This is a genomic window from Mycolicibacterium arenosum, from assembly GCF_024320865.1.
Classification (GTDB): domain Bacteria; phylum Actinomycetota; class Actinomycetes; order Mycobacteriales; family Mycobacteriaceae; genus Mycobacterium; species Mycobacterium arenosum.
Genome location: NZ_JANDBD010000018.1, coordinates 2,401 through 20,253, shown reverse-complemented (window position 1 = coordinate 20,253; position 17,853 = coordinate 2,401). Strand labels below are relative to the sequence as shown.

General features: G+C 65.0%; 23 protein-coding genes, 1 tRNA gene and 1 pseudogene. 10 read left to right on the top strand and 15 right to left on the bottom strand.

Annotated elements, in window-relative coordinates; translation table 11 throughout:
• Positions 1-11 precede the first annotated feature (11 nt).
• From kasA to aceE, 5 genes are all read right to left on the bottom strand, one after another.
• Entirely contained in the window at positions 12-1,262 is a 1,251-nt protein-coding gene (kasA, locus tag NM203_RS30930) for a 3-oxoacyl-ACP synthase KasA (protein WP_255064684.1), read from the bottom strand.
• A complete protein-coding gene (gene acpM, locus NM203_RS30925; RefSeq protein WP_255064682.1) occupies positions 1,259-1,552 on the bottom strand; it encodes a meromycolate extension acyl carrier protein AcpM in 294 nt (97 codons plus the stop codon). Before acpM ends, kasA begins: the two co-directional genes overlap by 4 nt.
• A gap of 81 nt (positions 1,553-1,633) precedes the next feature.
• Positions 1,634-2,542, bottom strand: a complete 909-nt coding sequence (locus NM203_RS30920; RefSeq protein WP_255064681.1) for an ACP S-malonyltransferase — start codon at positions 2,540-2,542, stop codon at positions 1,634-1,636.
• A gap of 134 nt (positions 2,543-2,676) precedes the next feature.
• Positions 2,677-3,927: a PucR family transcriptional regulator gene (locus NM203_RS30915; protein ID WP_255064679.1), complete on the bottom strand. Its 1,251-nt coding sequence runs from the start codon at positions 3,925-3,927 to the stop codon at positions 2,677-2,679.
• 61 nt (positions 3,928-3,988) lie between these two features.
• Positions 3,989-6,778, bottom strand: coding sequence for a pyruvate dehydrogenase (acetyl-transferring), homodimeric type (gene aceE / locus NM203_RS30910; protein ID WP_255064677.1), 2,790 nt, complete (start codon positions 6,776-6,778; stop codon positions 3,989-3,991).
• Positions 6,779-6,860: 82 nt separating this feature from the next.
• Here aceE and NM203_RS30905 point away from each other — a divergent pair, with 82 nt between their 5' ends.
• The 5 genes from NM203_RS30905 (at position 6,861) to NM203_RS30885 (ending at position 9,605) form a co-directional block, all read left to right on the top strand.
• The gene (locus tag NM203_RS30905) at positions 6,861-7,508 is read left to right on the top strand and encodes an Rv2240c family protein (RefSeq protein WP_255064676.1); all 648 of its coding nucleotides are present in this window, start codon (positions 6,861-6,863) and stop codon (positions 7,506-7,508) included.
• 58 nt (positions 7,509-7,566) lie between these two features.
• Positions 7,567-8,016 (top strand): DUF3052 domain-containing protein, encoded by a 450-nt coding sequence (locus NM203_RS30900; protein ID WP_255064674.1) that lies wholly within the window; start codon positions 7,567-7,569, stop codon positions 8,014-8,016.
• Positions 8,012-8,482 (top strand): peroxiredoxin, encoded by a 471-nt coding sequence (locus NM203_RS30895; RefSeq protein ID WP_255064839.1) that lies wholly within the window; start codon positions 8,012-8,014, stop codon positions 8,480-8,482. The genes NM203_RS30900 and NM203_RS30895 overlap by 5 nt, the downstream gene beginning before the upstream one ends.
• Before the next feature lie 49 nt (positions 8,483-8,531).
• A tRNA-Val gene (locus tag NM203_RS30890) sits at positions 8,532-8,606 on the top strand.
• Between the two features lie 156 nt (positions 8,607-8,762).
• Complete coding sequence (locus NM203_RS30885) at positions 8,763-9,605, top strand: hypothetical protein (protein ID WP_255064672.1); 843 nt, start codon at positions 8,763-8,765, stop codon at positions 9,603-9,605.
• Between the two features lie 9 nt (positions 9,606-9,614).
• Here NM203_RS30885 and NM203_RS30880 read toward each other — a convergent pair whose 3' ends face one another.
• The 4 genes from NM203_RS30880 to NM203_RS30865 all read right to left on the bottom strand — a co-directional run bounded on the left by NM203_RS30880 (position 9,615) and on the right by NM203_RS30865 (position 12,646).
• Entirely contained in the window at positions 9,615-11,009 is a 1,395-nt protein-coding gene (locus NM203_RS30880) for a site-specific integrase (protein ID WP_255064671.1), read from the bottom strand.
• Positions 11,010-11,111: 102 nt separating this feature from the next.
• Complete coding sequence (locus tag NM203_RS30875; protein ID WP_073677929.1) at positions 11,112-11,297, bottom strand: helix-turn-helix domain-containing protein; 186 nt, start codon at positions 11,295-11,297, stop codon at positions 11,112-11,114.
• Positions 11,298-11,302: 5 nt separating this feature from the next.
• On the bottom strand, positions 11,303-12,061 hold the full coding sequence (locus NM203_RS30870) for a helix-turn-helix domain-containing protein (protein WP_255064836.1): 759 nt from the start codon (positions 12,059-12,061) through the stop codon (positions 11,303-11,305).
• A 399-nt stretch (positions 12,062-12,460) separates the two neighbouring features.
• Complete coding sequence (locus tag NM203_RS30865) at positions 12,461-12,646, bottom strand: hypothetical protein (protein ID WP_255064668.1); 186 nt, start codon at positions 12,644-12,646, stop codon at positions 12,461-12,463.
• Positions 12,647-12,738: 92 nt separating this feature from the next.
• On the opposite strand from NM203_RS30865, the gene NM203_RS30860 reads away from it, so the two are divergent.
• From NM203_RS30860 to NM203_RS30850, 3 genes are all read left to right on the top strand, one after another.
• Complete coding sequence (locus NM203_RS30860; protein ID WP_255064667.1) at positions 12,739-12,963, top strand: hypothetical protein; 225 nt, start codon at positions 12,739-12,741, stop codon at positions 12,961-12,963.
• A gap of 98 nt (positions 12,964-13,061) precedes the next feature.
• Positions 13,062-13,451: a hypothetical protein gene (locus NM203_RS30855; RefSeq protein ID WP_255064666.1), complete on the top strand. Its 390-nt coding sequence runs from the start codon at positions 13,062-13,064 to the stop codon at positions 13,449-13,451.
• A 55-nt stretch (positions 13,452-13,506) separates the two neighbouring features.
• Positions 13,507-13,866 (top strand): helix-turn-helix domain-containing protein, encoded by a 360-nt coding sequence (locus NM203_RS30850; protein WP_255064665.1) that lies wholly within the window; start codon positions 13,507-13,509, stop codon positions 13,864-13,866.
• Between the two features lie 11 nt (positions 13,867-13,877).
• Here the strand turns inward: NM203_RS30850 and NM203_RS30845 are convergent, their stop codons facing one another.
• Together NM203_RS30845 and NM203_RS30840 are read right to left on the bottom strand one after the other, a co-directional pair.
• The gene (locus NM203_RS30845; RefSeq protein WP_255064663.1) at positions 13,878-14,258 is read right to left on the bottom strand and encodes a hypothetical protein; all 381 of its coding nucleotides are present in this window, start codon (positions 14,256-14,258) and stop codon (positions 13,878-13,880) included.
• Positions 14,210-14,497 (bottom strand): hypothetical protein, encoded by a 288-nt coding sequence (locus NM203_RS30840; RefSeq protein ID WP_255064662.1) that lies wholly within the window; start codon positions 14,495-14,497, stop codon positions 14,210-14,212. Before NM203_RS30840 ends, NM203_RS30845 begins: the two co-directional genes overlap by 49 nt.
• Positions 14,498-14,579: 82 nt before the next feature.
• Here NM203_RS30840 and NM203_RS30835 point away from each other — a divergent pair, with 82 nt between their 5' ends.
• The gene (locus NM203_RS30835) at positions 14,580-14,807 is read left to right on the top strand and encodes a hypothetical protein (RefSeq protein WP_255064660.1); all 228 of its coding nucleotides are present in this window, start codon (positions 14,580-14,582) and stop codon (positions 14,805-14,807) included.
• A gap of 138 nt (positions 14,808-14,945) precedes the next feature.
• Here NM203_RS30835 and NM203_RS30830 read toward each other — a convergent pair whose 3' ends face one another.
• Complete coding sequence (locus NM203_RS30830; RefSeq protein ID WP_255064657.1) at positions 14,946-15,257, bottom strand: hypothetical protein; 312 nt, start codon at positions 15,255-15,257, stop codon at positions 14,946-14,948.
• 227 nt (positions 15,258-15,484) lie between these two features.
• On the opposite strand from NM203_RS30830, the pseudogene NM203_RS30825 reads away from it, so the two are divergent.
• A pseudogene (locus NM203_RS30825) lies at positions 15,485-15,562 on the top strand (helix-turn-helix domain-containing protein); the annotation flags it as partial.
• 42 nt (positions 15,563-15,604) lie between these two features.
• Here the strand turns inward: NM203_RS30825 and NM203_RS30820 are convergent.
• The 3 genes from NM203_RS30820 to NM203_RS30810 all read right to left on the bottom strand — a co-directional run.
• A complete protein-coding gene (locus NM203_RS30820; protein WP_255064656.1) occupies positions 15,605-16,444 on the bottom strand; it encodes a hypothetical protein in 840 nt (279 codons plus the stop codon).
• Complete coding sequence (locus NM203_RS30815; RefSeq protein WP_255064654.1) at positions 16,444-16,944, bottom strand: hypothetical protein; 501 nt, start codon at positions 16,942-16,944, stop codon at positions 16,444-16,446. Before NM203_RS30815 ends, NM203_RS30820 begins: the two co-directional genes overlap by 1 nt.
• Positions 16,945-17,060: 116 nt before the next feature.
• The coding region (locus NM203_RS30810; protein WP_255064653.1) for a hypothetical protein at positions 17,061-17,853 on the bottom strand (793 nt) is incomplete at its 5' end.

Genomic DNA, 17,853 nt, shown 5'->3' with positions numbered 1-17,853 from the left:
GTTCCCTTCGCTTAGTAGCGCCCGAAGGCCAGGGCGACATTGTGTCCACCGAAGCCGAACGAGTTGTTGATGGCGTACTGGTAGTCGCCGTACCGAGGCTCACCCGCAACGACATCGAGATCGATCTCGGGGTCGGGCGTCTCGTAGTTGAGCGTCGGGGGGATGACCCCGTCCCGAAGCGACATCACGGTGAGGATCGACTCCAGCGCACCGACGGCACCGATGGAGTGGCCCAGCGCCGACTTCGGCGCGTACACCGCGGCGTGCTCCACACCGGCGACGCGGATGGCGTTCGCCTCGGCGACGTCGCCGATGGAGGTGGACGTCGCGTGAGCGTTCACGTGGTTGACGTCCTTGGGATCCAGCCCGGCCGTCTCCATGGCGCGCTTCATCGCGTGGCCGGCCCGCAGACCGTCCGCCGCCGGCGCCACCATGTGGAACGCGTCCGACGAGATGCCGGCACCCATCAGCCTCGCCAGCGGCTTGGCACCGCGGGCCAGGGCGTGCTCCTCGGTTTCGATGATCATCATCGCTCCGGCCTCGCCGAACACGAAGCCGTCGCGATTCTTGTCGAACGGCCGCGACGCACCGGCGGGGTCGTCGTTGCGGGTCGACATCGCGCGCATCATCGAGAACGCCGCGATCGGCAGCGCTTCGATCATGCCTTCGACGCCGCCGCAGACCGCGAAATCGGCATCACCCATGACGATCTGACGCCACGCGTGAGCGATGGCCTCCGAGCCCGACGAGCAGGCCGAGACCGGGGTGATGACCCCGGCCCTGGCACCGAGCTCGAGCCCGACGACCGCGGCCGCACCGTTCGGCATGATCATCTGAACGGCGAGCGGGGACACCTTGCGGGGCCCGCCCTCGTTCATCGCGTCGTAGGTTTCGACGATCTTCTCGCCGCCGCCGAGCCCGGTGCCGATCACGACCGAGAACCGGTCGGGATCGACCTCGGGCTTGCCAGCGGATTCCCACAGGCGGTTGCCGACGTACTTCGACATCCGCTGGACGTAGGACATCCGACGCAGCTCGAGCCGTGACATCTGCGGGTCGAGGGCCTCCTTGAGATGGCCGCCGATCTTGACCTGTAGGTCCCACTTGTCGACGAAGGGGTCATCGAGAACGCGAATGCCGCTCTCGCCGGCCAACAAACCCTTCCACGTGCTCTCGATGTCCGGCGCGATGGAAGTAGTCGCCTCGATGGCGGTCACCACCACGCTGGGGAAACCGCCGTTAGCAGTGGAAGGGCGTGTCACGAGGTGAACTTCTCGCGCAGTGCTGCGGCGGCCTCGGGGTTCTCTTCCTCGAGCTTCTGGATGTAGGCGACGACGTCACCGACGGTGCGCAGGCCCGCGAGGTCCTCGTCGGGGATCTTCACGCCGTACTTGTCCTCGGTCTGCACGGCGATCTCGACCATCGACAGCGAGTCGATGTCCAGGTCGTCGACGAACGACTTCTCCGGGGTGACCTCCGACGGCTCGATGCCGGTGACCTCTTCGATGATCTCGGCGAGACCCGAGATGATTTCTTCCTGGCTGGCGCCCATGGTGGCTCCTTCTATCTTTTCGTGAATCCGGCTCGCCGGAATTGGCGAGCCTTCGTTACGCGCGTTGTGTGCGGTTGTCTGTCAGAGCTCGGCGAGCCCATCCAGGTCTGCGGGGGTTTTGACGGCGTACGTCGGTACCCCCCGAAGTTCTCTCTTGGCGATCCCGACAAGCGTTCCGGCAGGCGGGAATTCGATGATCGCGGTGACTTGCTCATCGCGCATGGTCGCGGTGCACAGATCCCAGCGCACCGGCTTGGTCAGCTGCGCGACGAGCTTCGTCATCGCGTCGGCGGCCGACTCGACGGGCTGCCCGTCGGCATTGGACAGCAGCGTCCTCGTCGGTTCCGAGGTGGCCACGTTCTGCGCGGCGGCGGCGTACCCGTCGAGCGCGGAGCCCATGTAGTGGGTGTGGAACGCGCCGGCGGTCGCGAGCTTGCGCACGCGGGCCTTCTCCGGCGGGTCCTCGGCGAGCTTGTCCAGGGCGGAGACCGCGCCGGCGGCCACGATCTGCCCCGCGGCGTTGCGGTTGGCGGGGACCAGGTCGAATCGAGCGAGGGCTTCGAGTACAGCGGCTTCGTCGCCGCCGAGCACCGCCGCCATCCCGGTGGCCTCGGCCGCGCAGGCCTTGGCCATCTCGGAACCGCGGGTGGCGGCGAGGGTGACCGCGTCGTCGGCGGAGATGACCCCTGCGATGGCGTACGCGGCGATCTCACCGACCGAGTGGCCCGTGGTGAGAGCGGCCTTGTCCGCGATGAGACCGCGCCTGGTCAGCTCCTCGAAGGCCAGCAGCGTGGCTGCGACGACGAGCGGCTGGGTCACCGCGGTGTCGGTGATCTCCTCCGCGGTCGCCGTGGTCCCGAGCGTCGCGAGATCCAGTCCGATTGCGTCCGACCAGGCGGCGAGGCGCTCGCTCACACCCGGCAGCTCGAGCCACGGGGCGAGCATGCCGGGAGTTTGAGAGCCCTGTCCGGGCGCAAGCAGTGCGAGCACTCCTTAAGAGAACACTGTGAAGACGGTTTTACGCGGTGTAAGAGATTATGAACCTCGTCTTATGTTTTTGGAGGGTCTCCACAAAACGGCATGTGTTGCGACGTCCCCGATACCTCGCCGCAACCTGCGCCTGGTCACGCGCCGGCGTCGGACCGGGTCTTCACGGGTGTTAGCTGAGTCACTCCCTCGTTGATCGTGATCGGACGGCCCAGCCGACCCACGGTGGTGGCCACTCTCAGCACGTACGCGTCGCGTGGCAGGGTCGGATCCCGCCCGGTGAAATCGGCGATCCGTTTGAGGCGATACCGCACTGTATTTGGATGAACGAACAATTGCCGTGCGCAGGCCTCGATCGCGCCACCGGAATCGAGGTACGCGTCGAGGGTCTCGGTCAGTGCCGGGCCGGCGTCGGCCAGTGGACGCATGACGTCGGTTTCCAGCGCGGCGACCGCCGTCGCGTCGCCCAGCAGGGCGCGTTCGGGCAGCAGTTCCCGCGCGGCCACGGGGCGCGGCGCACCCGTCCAGCCCGAGACGGCGTTCATGCCGGCGATCGCCTCGGCGGCGCTGTAGTGCGCGGCGGACAACGAGGTCGCCAGGGGGCCGATCACCACGGGTCCGTCGTCGAACACCTCGAGCAGTTCGGCCAGGAACCGGTCGGTCGGCGTGAGGTGTCCGGATACGACGGCGACCAGCCAGGTGCCGTGCACATCGGAGAGGGCGGCCCTGCCGTTGCGGCTCACGACCGCGTGCACGTCCTCACTGGCGTACTCGACGCGGGAGGGCCTCGGGTAGCCGACGAGCACGGTGGCCGGTGCGGTCGCCTCCCAGTTGAGGGCGGCGGCCTGCGACTGAAGTTCGGGCCCGACGTCGCCGCGCACAACGGCGTCGACGACGTTCGCCTCCATCCGGGTGTCCCACGCACCGCGCGCCTCGGCGGCGTCGGCGTAGCCGGACGCCGCGGCGAACGCCAGGTTGCGGCTGTACCGCAGGATCCCGACCGTGAGGGCCTTCATCTGCTCCTCGTTGCGGGCGAGCAGCGGTACGACGTCTTCGAAGTGCTCCATCGTCACCCGCACCATGTCGACGGTCTGGCGCAGCGCGATGTGCCGCGTCAGTTCCTGGGGGACGAGGGCGAACGCCTCGGCGGTGTAGCCGACATCACCGCGGGGGTCGCGCAACCACTCGGCGAAGTTCACCAGCGCGGTCTGCACCACCAACTGCACGCTGGCGCGCTGCGATGCCTCCAGGTCGGCGAAGAACGGCAACCGCTCGGCCATGACGCCGACGGCCTCGGTGGCCAGCTTCCCCGAGTACTGCTTGACCCGTCGCAGCAGCGACTCGGGCACCGCTTCCAGCAGTTCGAGAGAGGGGGCTTTGTCACTCACCCCTAAAAGCTACCCCTGCCTTTATGGATTTCCCACAAAATCGTCGTGCGCGAGCGGGAGGTTAGGCGCTCCCGGTGTCGGCGAAGGACACCTGCGCGGACAGCACGTCGTCGATGCGGTACTCCTTGGCCGCGGCGACCGCCACGGACGGGTCGATCTCGCCGTCGCGGGCCAGCGCCTCGAGTACCGCGACCACGACCGACTCGGCGTCGGTGTTGAAGTAGCGGCGTGCCGCCGGCCTGGTGTCGGAGAACCCGAAGCCGTCGGTGCCCAGGGTGACGTAGGAGTTGGGCACGTAGGCGCGGATCTGTTCGGGCACCGCGCGCATCCAGTCCGACACCGCCACCGCGGGGCCCGCCGTGTCGGCGAGCACCTTGGTGACGTACGGCGTCGCCGCCGTCTGGTCGGGGTGACGCAGGGCCTCCCGATCGCAGGCCACCCCGTCGCGGTTGAGCTCACCCCAGCTGGTGACCGACCAGACGTCGGCGGCGACGTCCCAGTCGGCGGCCAGCATGTCGGCCGCGCGCAGGGCCTCGGGAATGGCGACGCCGGAGGCCAGGATCTGCGCGACATTCGATCGTTTTTCCGCTGCGCTTCGATACCGGTACATACCGCGCAGCAGGCCCTCGGGGTCGAAGTTCTCCGGCTCCGGCGGCTGCGGGTACGGCTCGTTGTAGATGGTGATGTAGAAGAAGATGTTCTCCGGGTCGTCCCCGAACATCCGCGACATGCCGCTCTCGATGATGTAGGCCACCTCGAACGCGAACGCCGGGTCGTAGGTCACGGCCGCGGGATTGGTCGCCGCCAGCAGCAGCGAGTGCCCGTCGGCGTGCTGCAGCCCCTCGCCGGTCAGCGTGGTGCGGCCGGCCGTGGCGCCGAGCACGAAGCCGCGGGCCATCTGGTCGGCCGCCGCCCACAGGCCGTCGCCGGTGCGTTGGAAGCCGAACATCGAGTAGAAGATGTAGATCGGGATCATCGGCTCGTTGTGCGTGGCGTACGACGTGCCGACCGCGGTGAACGACGACGTCGAGCCCGCCTCGTTGATGCCCTCGTGCAGGATCTGGCCGATCTCGCTCTCCTTGTAGGCCAGCATCAGTTCGGAGTCGACCGCGGTGTACAGCTGCCCGTTGCGGTTGTAGATCTTCAGGCTCGGGAACCACGAGTCCATGCCGAACGTGCGGGCCTCGTCCGGAATGATCGGCACGATGCGCGACCCGATGTTCTTGTCGCGCAACAACTCCTTGAACGTGCGCACGGTCGCCATGGTGGTCGCCACCGGTTGCTTGCCCGACCCCTTCTTCAACGCCTTGTAGGCGTCGCGGCCCGGCAGGGTCAGCGTCTTGGTCTTGGTGCGGCGCTCCGGCAGGAAGCCGCCGAGCGTGCGCCGCCGGTCGAGCAGGTAGCGGATCTCCGGGGCGTTCGGGCCGGGGTGGTAGTACGGCGGCAGGTAGGGGTTCTCCTCAAGCGCCTCGTCGGACACCGGGACCCTGGTGACGTCGCGGAAGGCCTTGAGGTCTTCCAGCGCAAGCTTTTTCATCTGGTGCGTGGCGTTGCGGCCCTCGAAGTGGTGGCCCAGCGTGTAGCCCTTGATGGTCTTGGCCAGGATGATCGTCGGCTGACCCTTGTGCTCCATCGCGGCGCGGTACGCGGCGTAGACCTTGCGGTAGTCGTGGCCACCGCGCTTGAGATTCCAGATCTCGGTGTCGGACATCGGCTCGACGAGGGCCTTGGTCCGCGGGTCGCGGCCGAAGAAGTGGTCACGCACGTAGGCGCCGTCGTTGGCCTTGTAGGTCTGGTAGTCGCCGTCGGGCGTGGTGTTCATCAGATTCACCAGGGCGCCGTCGCGGTCGGCGTGCAGCAGGGCGTCCCACTCGCGGCCCCAGACGACCTTGATGACGTTCCAGCCGGCGCCGCGGAAGAACGACTCGAGTTCCTGGATGATCTTGCCGTTGCCGCGCACCGGGCCGTCGAGGCGCTGCAGGTTGCAGTTCACGACGAACGTCAGGTTGTCCAGGGCCTCGTTGGCGGCGACCTGGATCAGGCCGCGACTCTCCGGTTCGTCCATCTCGCCGTCGCCGAGGAACGCCCAGACGTGCTGGTCGGAGGTGTCCTTGAGCCCGCGGTCCGCCAGGTAGTGGTTGAACCGCGCCTGGTAGATGGCGTTCATCGGACCGAGGCCCATCGACACCGTCGGGAACTCCCAGAAGTCGGGCATCAGCCGCGGGTGCGGGTAGGAGGGCAGCCCGCCGCCGGGGTGACTGTGCTCCTGACGGAACCCGTCCAACTGGTCGGCAGTTAGCCGGCCCTCGAGGAACGCGCGCGCGTAGACACCGGGGGAGGCGTGGCCCTGGATGAACACCTGGTCGCCGCCGCCGGGATGGCTCTTGCCGCGGAAGAAGTGGTTGAAGCCGACCTCGTAGAGTGCGGCCGACGAGGCGTACGTCGAGATGTGCCCGCCCACACCGACTCCGGGGCGCTGCGCACGGTGCACCATGATCGCGGCGTTCCACCGGATCCACGCTCGGTAGCGGCGTTCGACGTCCTCGTCGCCGGGGAACCAGGGTTCCAACTCGGTCGGTATCGAGTTCACGTAATCGGTCGACGTCAGCGCGGGAATGGCGACGCGTTGTTCGCCAGAACGCTCCAGCAGGCGCAGCATCAGGTACCGCGCACGGGCCGGGCCGGACCGCTCGAGCATCTCGTCGAACGACTCGAGCCACTCGCTGGTCTCGTCGGGATCGATGTCGGGAAGGTAGGAGGCGACGCCCTCGCGAATCACTCGGACTCGGTCGGGTTCGCCTGCGGTGCTTGAGTTTTGGGCCAGGTCCTGGCGCGCGAACTCGGTGGTCAACTGCCGCTCCTTGTTAGGCGGAAAAATTCGGGCTCGTGGCCCTGTGACGTGCACGGGTAGTGCGTGTCCATCCTGCTCCATCGTGCCGCAGAAGTTCCGTTCGGGTTGGGCTAAGCGGATGATCCACACGGTCGTCTGCCGGTACGGTCTGCAGACCGTGACCCGCAGGCGCCCCCGAGGCCGGCTCCGGACTGCCGGCCGGTATCTGGGCGGGCTGGCCGGCCTCACCATGATCGTCGTCGGCTGTCAGTCGCTGACGGACGGCAGCGCGACGCTCGACCCGCAGAACGCGTCGATGTACCGCGCATCCGTGTCGAGCTCGCGTGCGGAGTCGTCGGCCCGGTCGGCGGCGCAGGAGTCCACGCGTCAGGCGTCCATCACCACGCAGGCCGTGCACACCGCCTGCGAGGCGCTCAGCATCACCAGCGTCGACGCGGTCGACGCCGTCAACGCCTTCGTGAACGCGTTCAACGAGAACGGGCCGGGGCAGCAGGAGAAGTCGGTTGCGGCGGTCGACGCCCTCACGGTCAGTGCTGACAGCGTGGCCGCCAGCCTGTCCGAACCGCTGTCCGACGAGCTCGAAGGGTTGATGACGTCGTGGATCGACTCGGCCAGGAACGTCGCGGACGTCATGGCGCGGGGTTTTCAGCTTGATCAGTTCAACGCGGCGGTGGACCGGTTGAACGACGTGAAGGTCAGAGCGCTGGCACTTTGTGACGCCTCGTACTGACGAACCTGCGTGCCAGGCATCCGAAGCCGCACCCGGCGTGCGACGATAGGCGGCAATCATGGCATCGGTCGATAAGGAGGGCACGGTGGTTGCGGCGGATTCGCCGAACTACGCCCACAAGCTGGGCATCGAGAAGAGTCAGGTCGTCCAGGAGCTGGGGTGGGACGACGACACTGATGACGACATTCGGTTCGACATCGAGGACGCGTGCGGAAGCGAGCTGCTCGACGAGGACGCCGACGAGGTCGTGGACGTCGTCCTGCTGTGGTGGCGGGACGACGACGGCGACCTGGTCGATCGACTCATGGACGCCATCACTCCGCTGGCCGACGACGGTGTCGTGTGGGTGGTGACGCCGAAGACCGGCAAGCCCGGTCACGTCCAGCCGTCCGAGATCGCCGAGTCTGCGCCCACGGCGGGCCTGATGCAGACCTCGTCGGCCAACCTGGGCGACTGGATCGCGAGTCGGTTGGTACAGCCGAGGTCCAAGGCGGCGGGTCGGCATTAGCCCGCTCGAACCGGGCGCTGTCGCACCGGATTTCGCGCTGAAGGACCAGCACGGCCAACTGGTGGCCCTCGAGTCGTTTCGCGGTGCCAAGAACGTGCTGCTGGTGTTCTTCCCGCTGGCGTTCACCGGCCTGTGCCAGGGCGAGCTCGACGAGATCCGCGATAACCTCGCCCGCTACCAGAACGACGACGTGCAGGTGCTGGCGATCTCGGTGGGTCCGCCGCCGACCCACAAGATCTGGGCGACGCAGAGCGGCTTCACGTTCCCCGTCCTGTCCGACTTCTGGCCGCATGGCGAGGTCAGCGCGGCATACGGCGTCTTCAACGCGGACTCGGGATTTCCGAATCGGGGGACGTTCGTCATCGACCGAGCCGGAGTGATTCGGTTCGCCGAGATGAAGTCGCCGGGGGAGGCCCGCGATCAGGGGATCTGGGTGACGGCTCTGGAGGCCGTGCAGCCGGCCTGAGCGGATTTCCGCATCGGTGCGCCAGGCAGGTAGCCTGCCCTGGCACGAAGGGCGTGTAGCTCAGTGGTAGAGCTCTGGTTTTACACACCAGCGGTCGGCGGTTCGAAACCGTCCGCGCCCACCAGCATTAATGCAGGTGAAGCCCTGTATGCCGGTTTGGTCTCGCACACCGACATAACCCCCACTGTGCCAAGAGCGTGCCAACTGCGCCGCCGCGCCCGCGCCGGCGCGGCGCGTGTGCCTACTCCGCTTGCTGGACCTGAGACCTACCGTCGTAGACATGACCGCCCCAGGGCAGCGAGATAAGGACACAGCGGTGGTGGCCGACTTCGTCCGCCGACTTCGGCGCGTGGCCTTGCACCCGCTCGCTCTAGATGACGTGGTCGGTGAGGAACAGCCAATGCCAGGCGACCTCCTTCGAAAGCTGATGCGAGTGCCGGTCGAGGCCGAGGTGCGTAGCGACGGCACCGCCACGTTGCGCACCCGGTTGCCGGATGAGGTGCAATTTGAATCGCTGGCCACCCGCGTGCGTGCGTTCACCCTCACGTCCGACCGCCTCCACTGGGTCAAAGCTCTTGATGCCCTCGATCGTTTGACGAATATGAAGGACATGACCATGCGTGCCTCTTCACGAGACCTTCGGAAAGAGTGGACTGAGGCGACCGACCGCACTTCGCGCACGCGCGCGTTTTGGAGTAGCTATGTCGCTGGCGAGAACGGTGAGGCCGGGCAGGGCCGGTTCACGGACATCGACCTTGCCTATGCGTGGCTCTATCAGGACGTCGCCCACGGTGACGAAGTCACCACGGGCTACTTCGATGTCACCGAGCGTTACCGGGCCGCAGTGGGCGTGTTTTCGCACATGGCGGTAATCGCAATCGAGACGTTGCACTACATCAACGCGCTCGTAGAGCTTGAGGAGATTGCCCTGCCGATAGGGACTTTCAGCGACCCTGTGGCAGTTCGCATCACGGAGTTGGTTGTAGAAGGCGCGCTCTACGAGGGCGAAATGGGAGCGGACATCGGCGATGTGGCTGCTGGGGGACCGGTGCCGCCACACTTCCGTCCGGCCTACGACCTCATTCACGAATTACGCCAGCGAACCGACCCCGAGACGAAATAACCCTTGGTCCTACGTGACTCGCGACCGGCCGAGGAGGGCATCGCCCGCTGCCGCCAGCGCGTCGTCGTAAACGTGTCCGTAGACCCGCAGCGTGATGGCCGGATCATGGCCCAGCCACTTGGCGGTTGCTGACGGGGTGGTCCCACCGTCTAGCAGCATGGTAGCCGCGGTGTGCCGCATGTCGTGTAGGCGGATCGCCGGTACTCCAGCGGCGTTCGCCTGCCGAGTGAACTCGGCCGAGTAGGTTTCCGGCCGGATGGGGGAGCCATCGGCTTTGATTGCGACCAGGCCGGTATCGGGGTGCCCCGCACCGAGCGCCAGCCGTTCCTCGGCCTGCTGAACCCTCAGCGCTTTCAGCGCAACCATAACGTCGCTCGGCATGGGTAATGCGCGTCGGGACCGCTTCGACTTCGGGTCACCGGTCACGGTTCCTGCACCAGCAACGACCACTCGGCCTTGGGCCACCGACACGGTGCCCGCGGCGAAATCGCAATCGGACCAACGCAACCCCAGTACTTCCGACCGGCGTAGTCCTGCCAGCGTCAGCAGCCAGCAGGCCAATAGTCGGTCGTCGCGCACATGCTCACGGAACTTCGCCGCCTGTTCGGGCGTCCAGGTAGCCATCTCGTGGTGCTCAACTGCCGGGCGCTTGACCAACCGTGCGACATTGCGGGCCACGAGGCCTTGCTTCATTGCATCGTCCACCGCCGACGACAAGAGCACCAACATGGTGACCACAGTCCGGGCACTGACTCCGCCCGACACCTTGGGGCGTTCCGGGTCTGCTGGGCTGAAAGCTTGGTAGCGCCCACGGCCGAGCCGCAATACCTCCCCGGCGGCGACAAGCCGGTCCAGTGCCTTGATGCCGCGATTGCCCAGCGCGGAATCAATTTCGGCGTATCGCACACCGTCAGCGTGCTGCCGCAGGAGCGTCAAGACCTCCGCGGCGCGGCGCCCGCGCTTGTCCCGCTGGGCCACCGGTGCACCATTAAGCCGCAGCGTCACCAGGGCGTCTATGTCAGCCGTCCGCAGGTGTTGCAGGGGGATGGCGCCGAGGTGGTCGATCACCGGTTTGAGCGAATGTCGGTATCCGGCGAGGGTGTTAGGTCGAACGTCGCGGCGGCCGTCGAGCCATTCGGTCAAGTATTCCGCCGTCGTGACCTGATGACGTTTGACGAATGTGCCTGCGGCAGCCTCCGTGCTGATGCGTCGATACTCGCGTCTCGCTTCGGCCAGGGTGGGGTAGGTGAAGCGCTGCCGATCGCGGCTGCCGTCGGGGCGGGTGCCGACGTCGGTCTGAAATGTGTAGGCCACCCTGCCATTACGGGCAACCTTCCGGGAGATGGGCTCGGCTCGGCGTGTGCGTCGTTGCGGCTCTTCATTGTTGGCGTCGCTGCTGCTCATCGCTTGATCCTTTGGAATGGCGGTGGACAGGGTCGGTCTTGCACCGCATACCTTGCGGGGCGATCCGCGAGGTGCGTCCCACCCTCACATGCGCACTGAGGGTTACGCAGCGACGAAGTCACGCAGTTCCGAGGTTACGACATAGACGCGGCCGCCAAGTCGCCGAGACGGGAGCTCGCCGGTGGCCGCAAGCCGGTAGGCCAATGCGCGACTTATTCCCAGGATTTCTGCAGCATGCGGGACCGCGATTAGTAGCGGTAGTTCGTCGAAAACGCTCTTCTTCTCCATTTTTACTACTCCTCAGTTGGTTGAAAATACGGGACGTGCGGTTTGGTCGACTGAGACTGCGATTGGGGACTGCAGCGAGGACAGAATCGTGCTGCGTCCGTGCCGTCGGGGAGGGTGATGCTGATGGTTCGTGACCTATCGTCTCCACATTCCCCGCACCACTGCGCGCGGCTCCGATTTGACCCCGTGGGTGGCTGGGGGAGTTCGGCAAGTCGACGGGTCAGTACCGCGGCGGCATTCCGAACACCGCCTGGGTTCTGCGATAGATGGGCCTGCAGACTCGGCACGGTCCATCCCGACGCCAAGGCACGCTCGACTTCTGGTGAAAGTCGCGCTACATCCCTACGGCTGAGCCGCCACGGATTCGGGAGCTGTCGCAACAGTTCTGACGGTTCGGATGGGGGCTCTACTGGGGGATTAAAGGCGTCTTGTTGCTGGACCCTCGGGGGGTCCGAATGCTGGACCCCCCCGGTCTTGCGCCGAGACTGCCCCCGTCCGGGATCTGGACCCGGGTGATCAGGACCTTGACCGGCCAACACATGTGGCGCCTGCGGATGATTGAGGAAGTATCGGCTAGAACGCCGTGCCCCGGACTCGTGATACTGGGCGACTCGCGTGATGAGCCCTGCCTGCTCGAGCATGTTGAGCGCGTGAAGGACAGTGCTCCTTCCCGCTCCCGATTCCGCCGCGAGCGTCTTGACCGAGGGGAAGCACGAGAATCGCTCGTCGGCCTTATTGGCAAGGAGGATGAGGATGAGCTTCATCGTCGGTGTGCCGATGTCACTATCAGTCGCCCAGTCAAGGGCTTTCCAGCTCATCGGTCGTTAGGGGTCGGAGCCGAGGCGCACGTAAGACTGGGTTGTCCTGCAGGGCGGCGACGAGCACGAGGCGTTGATCGGATCGACTCATTCCGATGATCGAGCTGCGTCTCTCGCAGGTGGCCTTGCATGAGGCGTAACGTATGTCGACGCTTGAGACGTAGTCCAACACCTGAGCCACATTGGGCTCATATTCGCCGTCTGTCTTCAGTCGTCTTCAATTCTGCGACGATTTTCAACAGGTGATCCGTTGGGAGTGTTGCGTTTTGGCTAGCTGCCAGCTGCCAGCTGCGGCGTGGGGCCCTCGACTCCGTGTGCAACGGAGGCCCTGCTGGGTGTCAGCAGCTATTCGTCGTGACGACTTTCGCGAGCGACTTGGGTCTGGGGTTGCCCGGCAGGCGCTTCCCAAGCTTCGATCTCGTCCAGCGGCAAGGGTTCATCGAAGTCAGCCGGGACAACGATGTCGATCCGCTGACTGAAGTGGCGCGGCGAGGTGGTTCGACTTTCGATGCCACTGTTCTCTTCGGCCATAGTGCAAGGATAAGCGCTTGGTTCCTGACAGGACTGTCGATCAAATCGGCAACAGCATGCGAGCCTGATTAAAGAGCGGGCAAAATTTGCAGATGCCTCAGAAGAGACCTAGCGGTGAATCCGCCGACATCTTGTTGTCTTTGCCTATCGAGCTGAAAGATCGAATGGTCAATGCAATCGCGTGGACGCTGCCCTACACCGGCATAGGTCACCAGCAGCGGTTCATTCGAAAGGCGATCGCTGACCTATGCGACCGCCTCGAAGATGAGTTTAACGCCGGCAAGGAATTCGACCCTGTAGCCACCGCTGCTGAATGACATCCGCCGGGCCTTGGTCCGCGAACATGCGACCTTCCGGACTCACCGGGGAGGAGTCACACATCCCGTCCCTGCATTCACACGGTTACCGTGGGGTTGTGGTCGATCCGGTGGAGCTGGAGACGGCTATCGCGGCGGTGTACGCGAAGCAGTTGCCGATCCCGGCGTGGTGGCCGGCCGAGGCGCGGGCCGTGTTCATTGAGGAGTACGCCAGCGAGGCGGCGATCATGGTGCTCTCCGAGTTCGATGCGATTGGTGACCGTGTGACTGATTGGGCGGCGCGGTCACAGATCAGCGGTGCGGACACGTCCGCGATGGTCGCCTCGGCGCGGCGAGTTCTGCTCGATGAAGCCTGCAGCGAAGTGCAGTACGACTTGTCCGATCTGATCGCGAGCAAGAGCGCAGAGCTTCGGGCCGAAGCGGTGTTCGGCCACGGTCGGCCTCGCGGGCCACAGCACGTGGTCTGGCCGATCCAGCACCGGGTTTGATGCAAGCTCGGAGCCATACCGGACTTCCTGTCTTGTCGAGGAAGAGGTGGCACGTATGGGTCCATCGCAACGAGGTCAAGTCGAGCGGTTAGCCGGCAACCTGCTCAAGCTGGCTCGCCTCGAAGGTGACGTGTCGCAGCGTGAGCTCGCCGAAGCCGCCAACGTTGCAGAGTCTGCTATTGCCGAGATCGAATCGGGTGCTCGGCAACTATCGCTGCCCGAGTTGGCGCACCTACTTGACTCAATAGACCGAGAGCTTCGACAACAGTTGGCTCCGTATGATTCTCACGACGACATACTCGACGCGACCGAACTGCGGCTCTCGGCCGACGAGCAGGCCCACCGCCGGGCTGTCCAAGACCAGTTCGCCGCGCAGCTACGTCAAGGCGCGACTCTGGAAACCCCGGTGACGTAGCTCAGGTTCGTCTATGGCTCGAAGGGTGAGCGGAAGCCTTCGAGCCAGTCTGCTCGGGCGTAGCGGTTCAGATCGCCGGGAACCCACGTCTCGGCGTCTTCGGGGCCGTCTGCGTCGCCGCTGGTTACCCGTTCGTGGGCTTCGAGGTAGCCGGCGGTGTGTATGTCATCGGCTTGGGAGAAGACGGACTGCATGGTGGCCAGGATCGTCGTGAAGTCCTGGTAGGCGGCGTGGCGCTCGGCGTCGGTGGTGTAGTCACCGGCGTATCGCTGTGGCCGTGCGTGCCAGTGCTCGGTGGAGCCTGGCTTCGGCGGTGTCGCGGGCGCAGTAATCAGGGCCGACTTTAGGCCGCTGCACAGACGACGGGCGTGGCCTTGGGAGTACAGCAGCACTGCGCGATGGCGCGAAGGATGTGTGTGCCGCTGGATGCAGGCTTGCAAATCACCGTGCGCAGAACCCGAGCCAGGGCGAGGTCGGCCGCGGCCGCGTCATCGATGAGGACATCGAGCAGCTCCTCGGCGGCGGGGGTGTTGAACGGGTTGTCCACTAGCTGTGCACACAACGTGCGGACCTGGATCGCAAAGTCGCACAGCGTATTCACGTCGTCTTGAGCTGTCATTTCCGGTCTCATGGAACCACCGTAAAGCCGTGCACGCAAATTTGCAAGCAAACTGCGTGCATACTGGCAAGGGTGTTGCATGTAAGCTGCGTGCATGAGTGGTTCGGCCCGAGATGTGGGGCGTGACGGCGCTACCGCGGCTGGCTCCGGTGCGCTGCCGCTGCGCAAGAAGCAGCAGAAGGTGCCGTTGAACACCTATGTGCGGCCAGGCACCCAGCAGCGCATCGAGGTGTTGAAGGACCGCGGGTACGCGGTCACCGACATCGTGGATGCGGCGCTCAACGAGTTCCTGGACCGGGCCGGGGTGCCCCAAGCCGACTAACCCGGAGTGCTCCCCGGCGGCCTGACCAGCTCTGGCCGCCGCCGCCCTACGGTTTCGCCACAATCGAGGGGTGCGCGCGTAGAGCGTAAGAATTGACTCCGTATTGACCTTCTCGTTGCGGTTGAGGCTAGGGAGGGGTCAGCCGTCGCCGGCTTCCCCGTCGCGCGGAATCACGCGGCCGTGGCGCTCCCAGTCGATGGCTTCCGGGTGCTCTGCGTGAAACGCCAGCCACTCGCGGGTGGCGTGCACAATCGGCTTGCCCGATACCACCAGGCGGACGTCTGTGGCGTCGCCCTGCAGAATGGCCTGACCCTTCTCGGTGAAGGTGTCGAGGGCAGCCGCCGCGGTCTCAAGATCCGTCCCGCCCTGCTCTGCCACCACGCGGATCGCCAGCATGTTGAGCAAGCTGCGTTCCTCGTCGGTCAACGGTCGATTGATCGGAGTGGCCACTTTTCGTCTCCTTATCGCATGGCCCGCACAGAAGCGTCGGCGACATTGACGGTACCGCTGCGCCCGACCGCTTATGGCATCCCATCCCGGACCGGCGTCGGCTGCCCGGTCTCGGTTCGAATCGGAGGGTTGGCAGGAGTCTTCTGTCTCGTTTCTAAAAAACGAGACATCACCGAGAGCGGCACTTCTCAGCTACGTAACCCCAGGTGGCGGCGTCTCATATCTTGCGGCTCGCAGAGACCGGGGAGCCCGTGAGTGAACTCGCTGCCGCGTTCGGCATTAGCCGAGCGACCGCCTACCGATAACTTGCACAGGAGCTTGTATAGGAGAACAGCAGCTCCGCACACTCAGGCGGTCTTCTGAGTGTCCTTCACGTGTGCGGAGAGGACGTATCCGACGGCTTCCACGACGTCGGGTCCGATCTCATTCATCGCGTCACCGACGACCAACCAGTGCTCCGCTTTGTCCTGATCGACGTAGCGAAAGACCTGTTCGAATGCGAACACCGGCACGAGCGTGATCGACGTCTTGCCCGCGAGTTCTGGCCTGGCGAATTCGACCCGAGCCAGTGTCGAGCCTTTCGCTACGACCCCCTGATTAACCGAAGAGACCACACCGCCAAGCGGCTCGGGAACCACGCTCACCCCGCCCATGTCGACCTGGCTGTTGGCCACGATATTGAGGAGCTGATGCTTGTCGGTGTTCGACAGAAACTGCAGGATGTGCAGCGGATGCAGCTTGCCGGTGCCTACGGCGTTGAAAGGCTGGCTGCTCTTGAGCACCTCGAACACCGTCGGTCCGTACCAATCGCGGCGGCTCTTCGCCCACGCGGTGTAGCTCTTCTCTGTCGACCGCAGCGGAAACGCCACCTCGGTAGGTTTCGTCTCTTGGATGTGCTTCGGGGTAATCGCCCAGACGGCGTGGTCCATTGCCGCACGCAGGTTGTGGATAAAGTCCCCCATGAGCAGCGCAGCTTCGGTGTAATCGAGATCCGATTCCAGCACCCACTCAGCCCACGCCGTGCGTGAGGCGTATTCATCGCTGTTATCGCGCCGGCTGTACTCCCGCTCAATTGCCTGCTCATGCGCAAGCACGTCACGCAGGCGGTCACGAATCACAAAACCGTGTTCGAGCTTGAGAAAAGCCGATCGCCCCAGCACTGCTGTATCGCTGCTGTCGTCCGTCATCAGTTTTGGCCCTCGATGTCGTGCTCCTGGGCCAGCAGTACGTCTACGTGAGTTTGCAGCCACTGCAACCCAACTTGCGAATTCAGCTCGGGCAGCGCGGCTTCGAATGTATCCATGATTTGTCGAAGTGTCTCTGTGGCGCGTATTTCCCTGGAGGCGGCGTGCATCTCGGTGTCGATTCCAGCCATGTCGTCGCTCATATAGCTGTTGATTATTCGTGCAGCGCGACGGATATCGATCCCCGGTGGTTTGGTGACGTCCAGGCGAGACATATTTTCGATGTAGTCCCCGAGTAACTCGATACCCTCTGAGGTGCGAAGCCGTCCGATGAATGAACGGTTCAGTTCGAGAAGCGCTTTCAGCAGCTGCGGCGACCGCTCAAGTTCGTTGGTCTCCGCGATGATTGCTGCGATTCCAGCTGTCTCCCCGAGCCGCCCGTAGCGGATTAGAAGGGCAGCCCGCCGGTAATCCCCAAAACCTGCCCCGTCCACCGCGGCCATCCTGTCCTCCATTTACGTTGAGCGTTATGACGTAGTGGGTCGTTGCGCCAGCACGGTCTGGACCTTGCTTCGTTGGCCCGATACGGGAAATGCTGCTAGTCAGCAGGTTTCAGGTTTTACCTGCGATCGCGCAGAATCAAGGCCAGGAGAAGCGCGGCGACGAACTCCACAGCGGGGAGCGCCCAATCGAGCCCCTGCATGTGGAACAGCACCACCATCGGCATGAAGATCACCGACACCAGGACGGCCACGGAATCCCGTGTATCCCATGACCATGTCATCTCATGGAGATTGGAACCGTCGTAAACAACTGTAGGAGGGTCCATCTCGACCACGCCGACGGAGAGCTCGGCGACGTCAACCGTCTCCAGGACGAGGGGAACCTCCTCCTCGAGGAAACTCGTCGGTGACAGAACATCGTCGAGAAGGGAACCATGAGCGCAGCCTCCCCCCAGGTGCTTGATCCACGGCCTACCGATGCGGTCCTCGATAGTATGCAGTGCCGCGGCATCGACGAAGGAGCTGATGCTGCCGCCGTAGCTGTCGAGGCCGAGCGCCTTGGCCCAGTAGGTAGAGCGGGGGCCGTCGTAGGTGTTGAGGCCGAGCGCTTTGGTCCACGGGGTATCGCCGAGCTTCGGTGACACGGCGTCGATGAGGGCCGTCACGCCGGGCCCGAGGGTGCCGCGGCCCATGTCAGCCAGGGAGCTCATGCCAGGACCCTCGTAGGTGTCGAGGCCGAGCGCCTTGGTCCACGCGGTAGAGCGGGGGCCGTTGTAGGTGTTGAGCCCGAGCGCTTTGGTCCACGGGGTATCGCCGAGCTTCGGTGACACGGCGTCGATGAGGGCCGTCACGCCGGGCCCGAGGGTGCCGCGGCCCATGTCAGCCAGGGAGCTCATGCCAGGACCCTCG

Excerpts from the sequence above, each read along its gene's own strand:
- acpM (WP_255064682.1), bottom strand. The coding sequence starts at position 1,552 with ATGGGCGCCAGCCAGGAAGAAATCATCTCGGGTCTCGCCGAGATCATC.
- NM203_RS30900 (WP_255064674.1), top strand. The coding sequence starts at position 7,567 with ATGGCATCGGTCGATAAGGAGGGCACGGTGGTTGCGGCGGATTCGCCG.
- NM203_RS30885 (WP_255064672.1), top strand. The coding sequence starts at position 8,763 with ATGACCGCCCCAGGGCAGCGAGATAAGGACACAGCGGTGGTGGCCGAC.
- NM203_RS30880 (WP_255064671.1), bottom strand. The coding sequence starts at position 11,009 with ATGAGCAGCAGCGACGCCAACAATGAAGAGCCGCAACGACGCACACGC.
- NM203_RS30875 (WP_073677929.1), bottom strand. The coding sequence starts at position 11,297 with ATGGAGAAGAAGAGCGTTTTCGACGAACTACCGCTACTAATCGCGGTC.
- NM203_RS30870 (WP_255064836.1), bottom strand. The coding sequence starts at position 12,061 with ATGAAGCTCATCCTCATCCTCCTTGCCAATAAGGCCGACGAGCGATTC.
- NM203_RS30865 (WP_255064668.1), bottom strand. The coding sequence starts at position 12,646 with ATGGCCGAAGAGAACAGTGGCATCGAAAGTCGAACCACCTCGCCGCGC.
- NM203_RS30860 (WP_255064667.1), top strand. The coding sequence starts at position 12,739 with ATGCCTCAGAAGAGACCTAGCGGTGAATCCGCCGACATCTTGTTGTCT.
- NM203_RS30850 (WP_255064665.1), top strand. The coding sequence starts at position 13,507 with ATGGGTCCATCGCAACGAGGTCAAGTCGAGCGGTTAGCCGGCAACCTG.
- NM203_RS30840 (WP_255064662.1), bottom strand. The coding sequence starts at position 14,497 with ATGAGACCGGAAATGACAGCTCAAGACGACGTGAATACGCTGTGCGAC.
- NM203_RS30835 (WP_255064660.1), top strand. The coding sequence starts at position 14,580 with ATGAGTGGTTCGGCCCGAGATGTGGGGCGTGACGGCGCTACCGCGGCT.
- NM203_RS30820 (WP_255064656.1), bottom strand. The coding sequence starts at position 16,444 with ATGACGGACGACAGCAGCGATACAGCAGTGCTGGGGCGATCGGCTTTT.
- NM203_RS30815 (WP_255064654.1), bottom strand. The coding sequence starts at position 16,944 with ATGGCCGCGGTGGACGGGGCAGGTTTTGGGGATTACCGGCGGGCTGCC.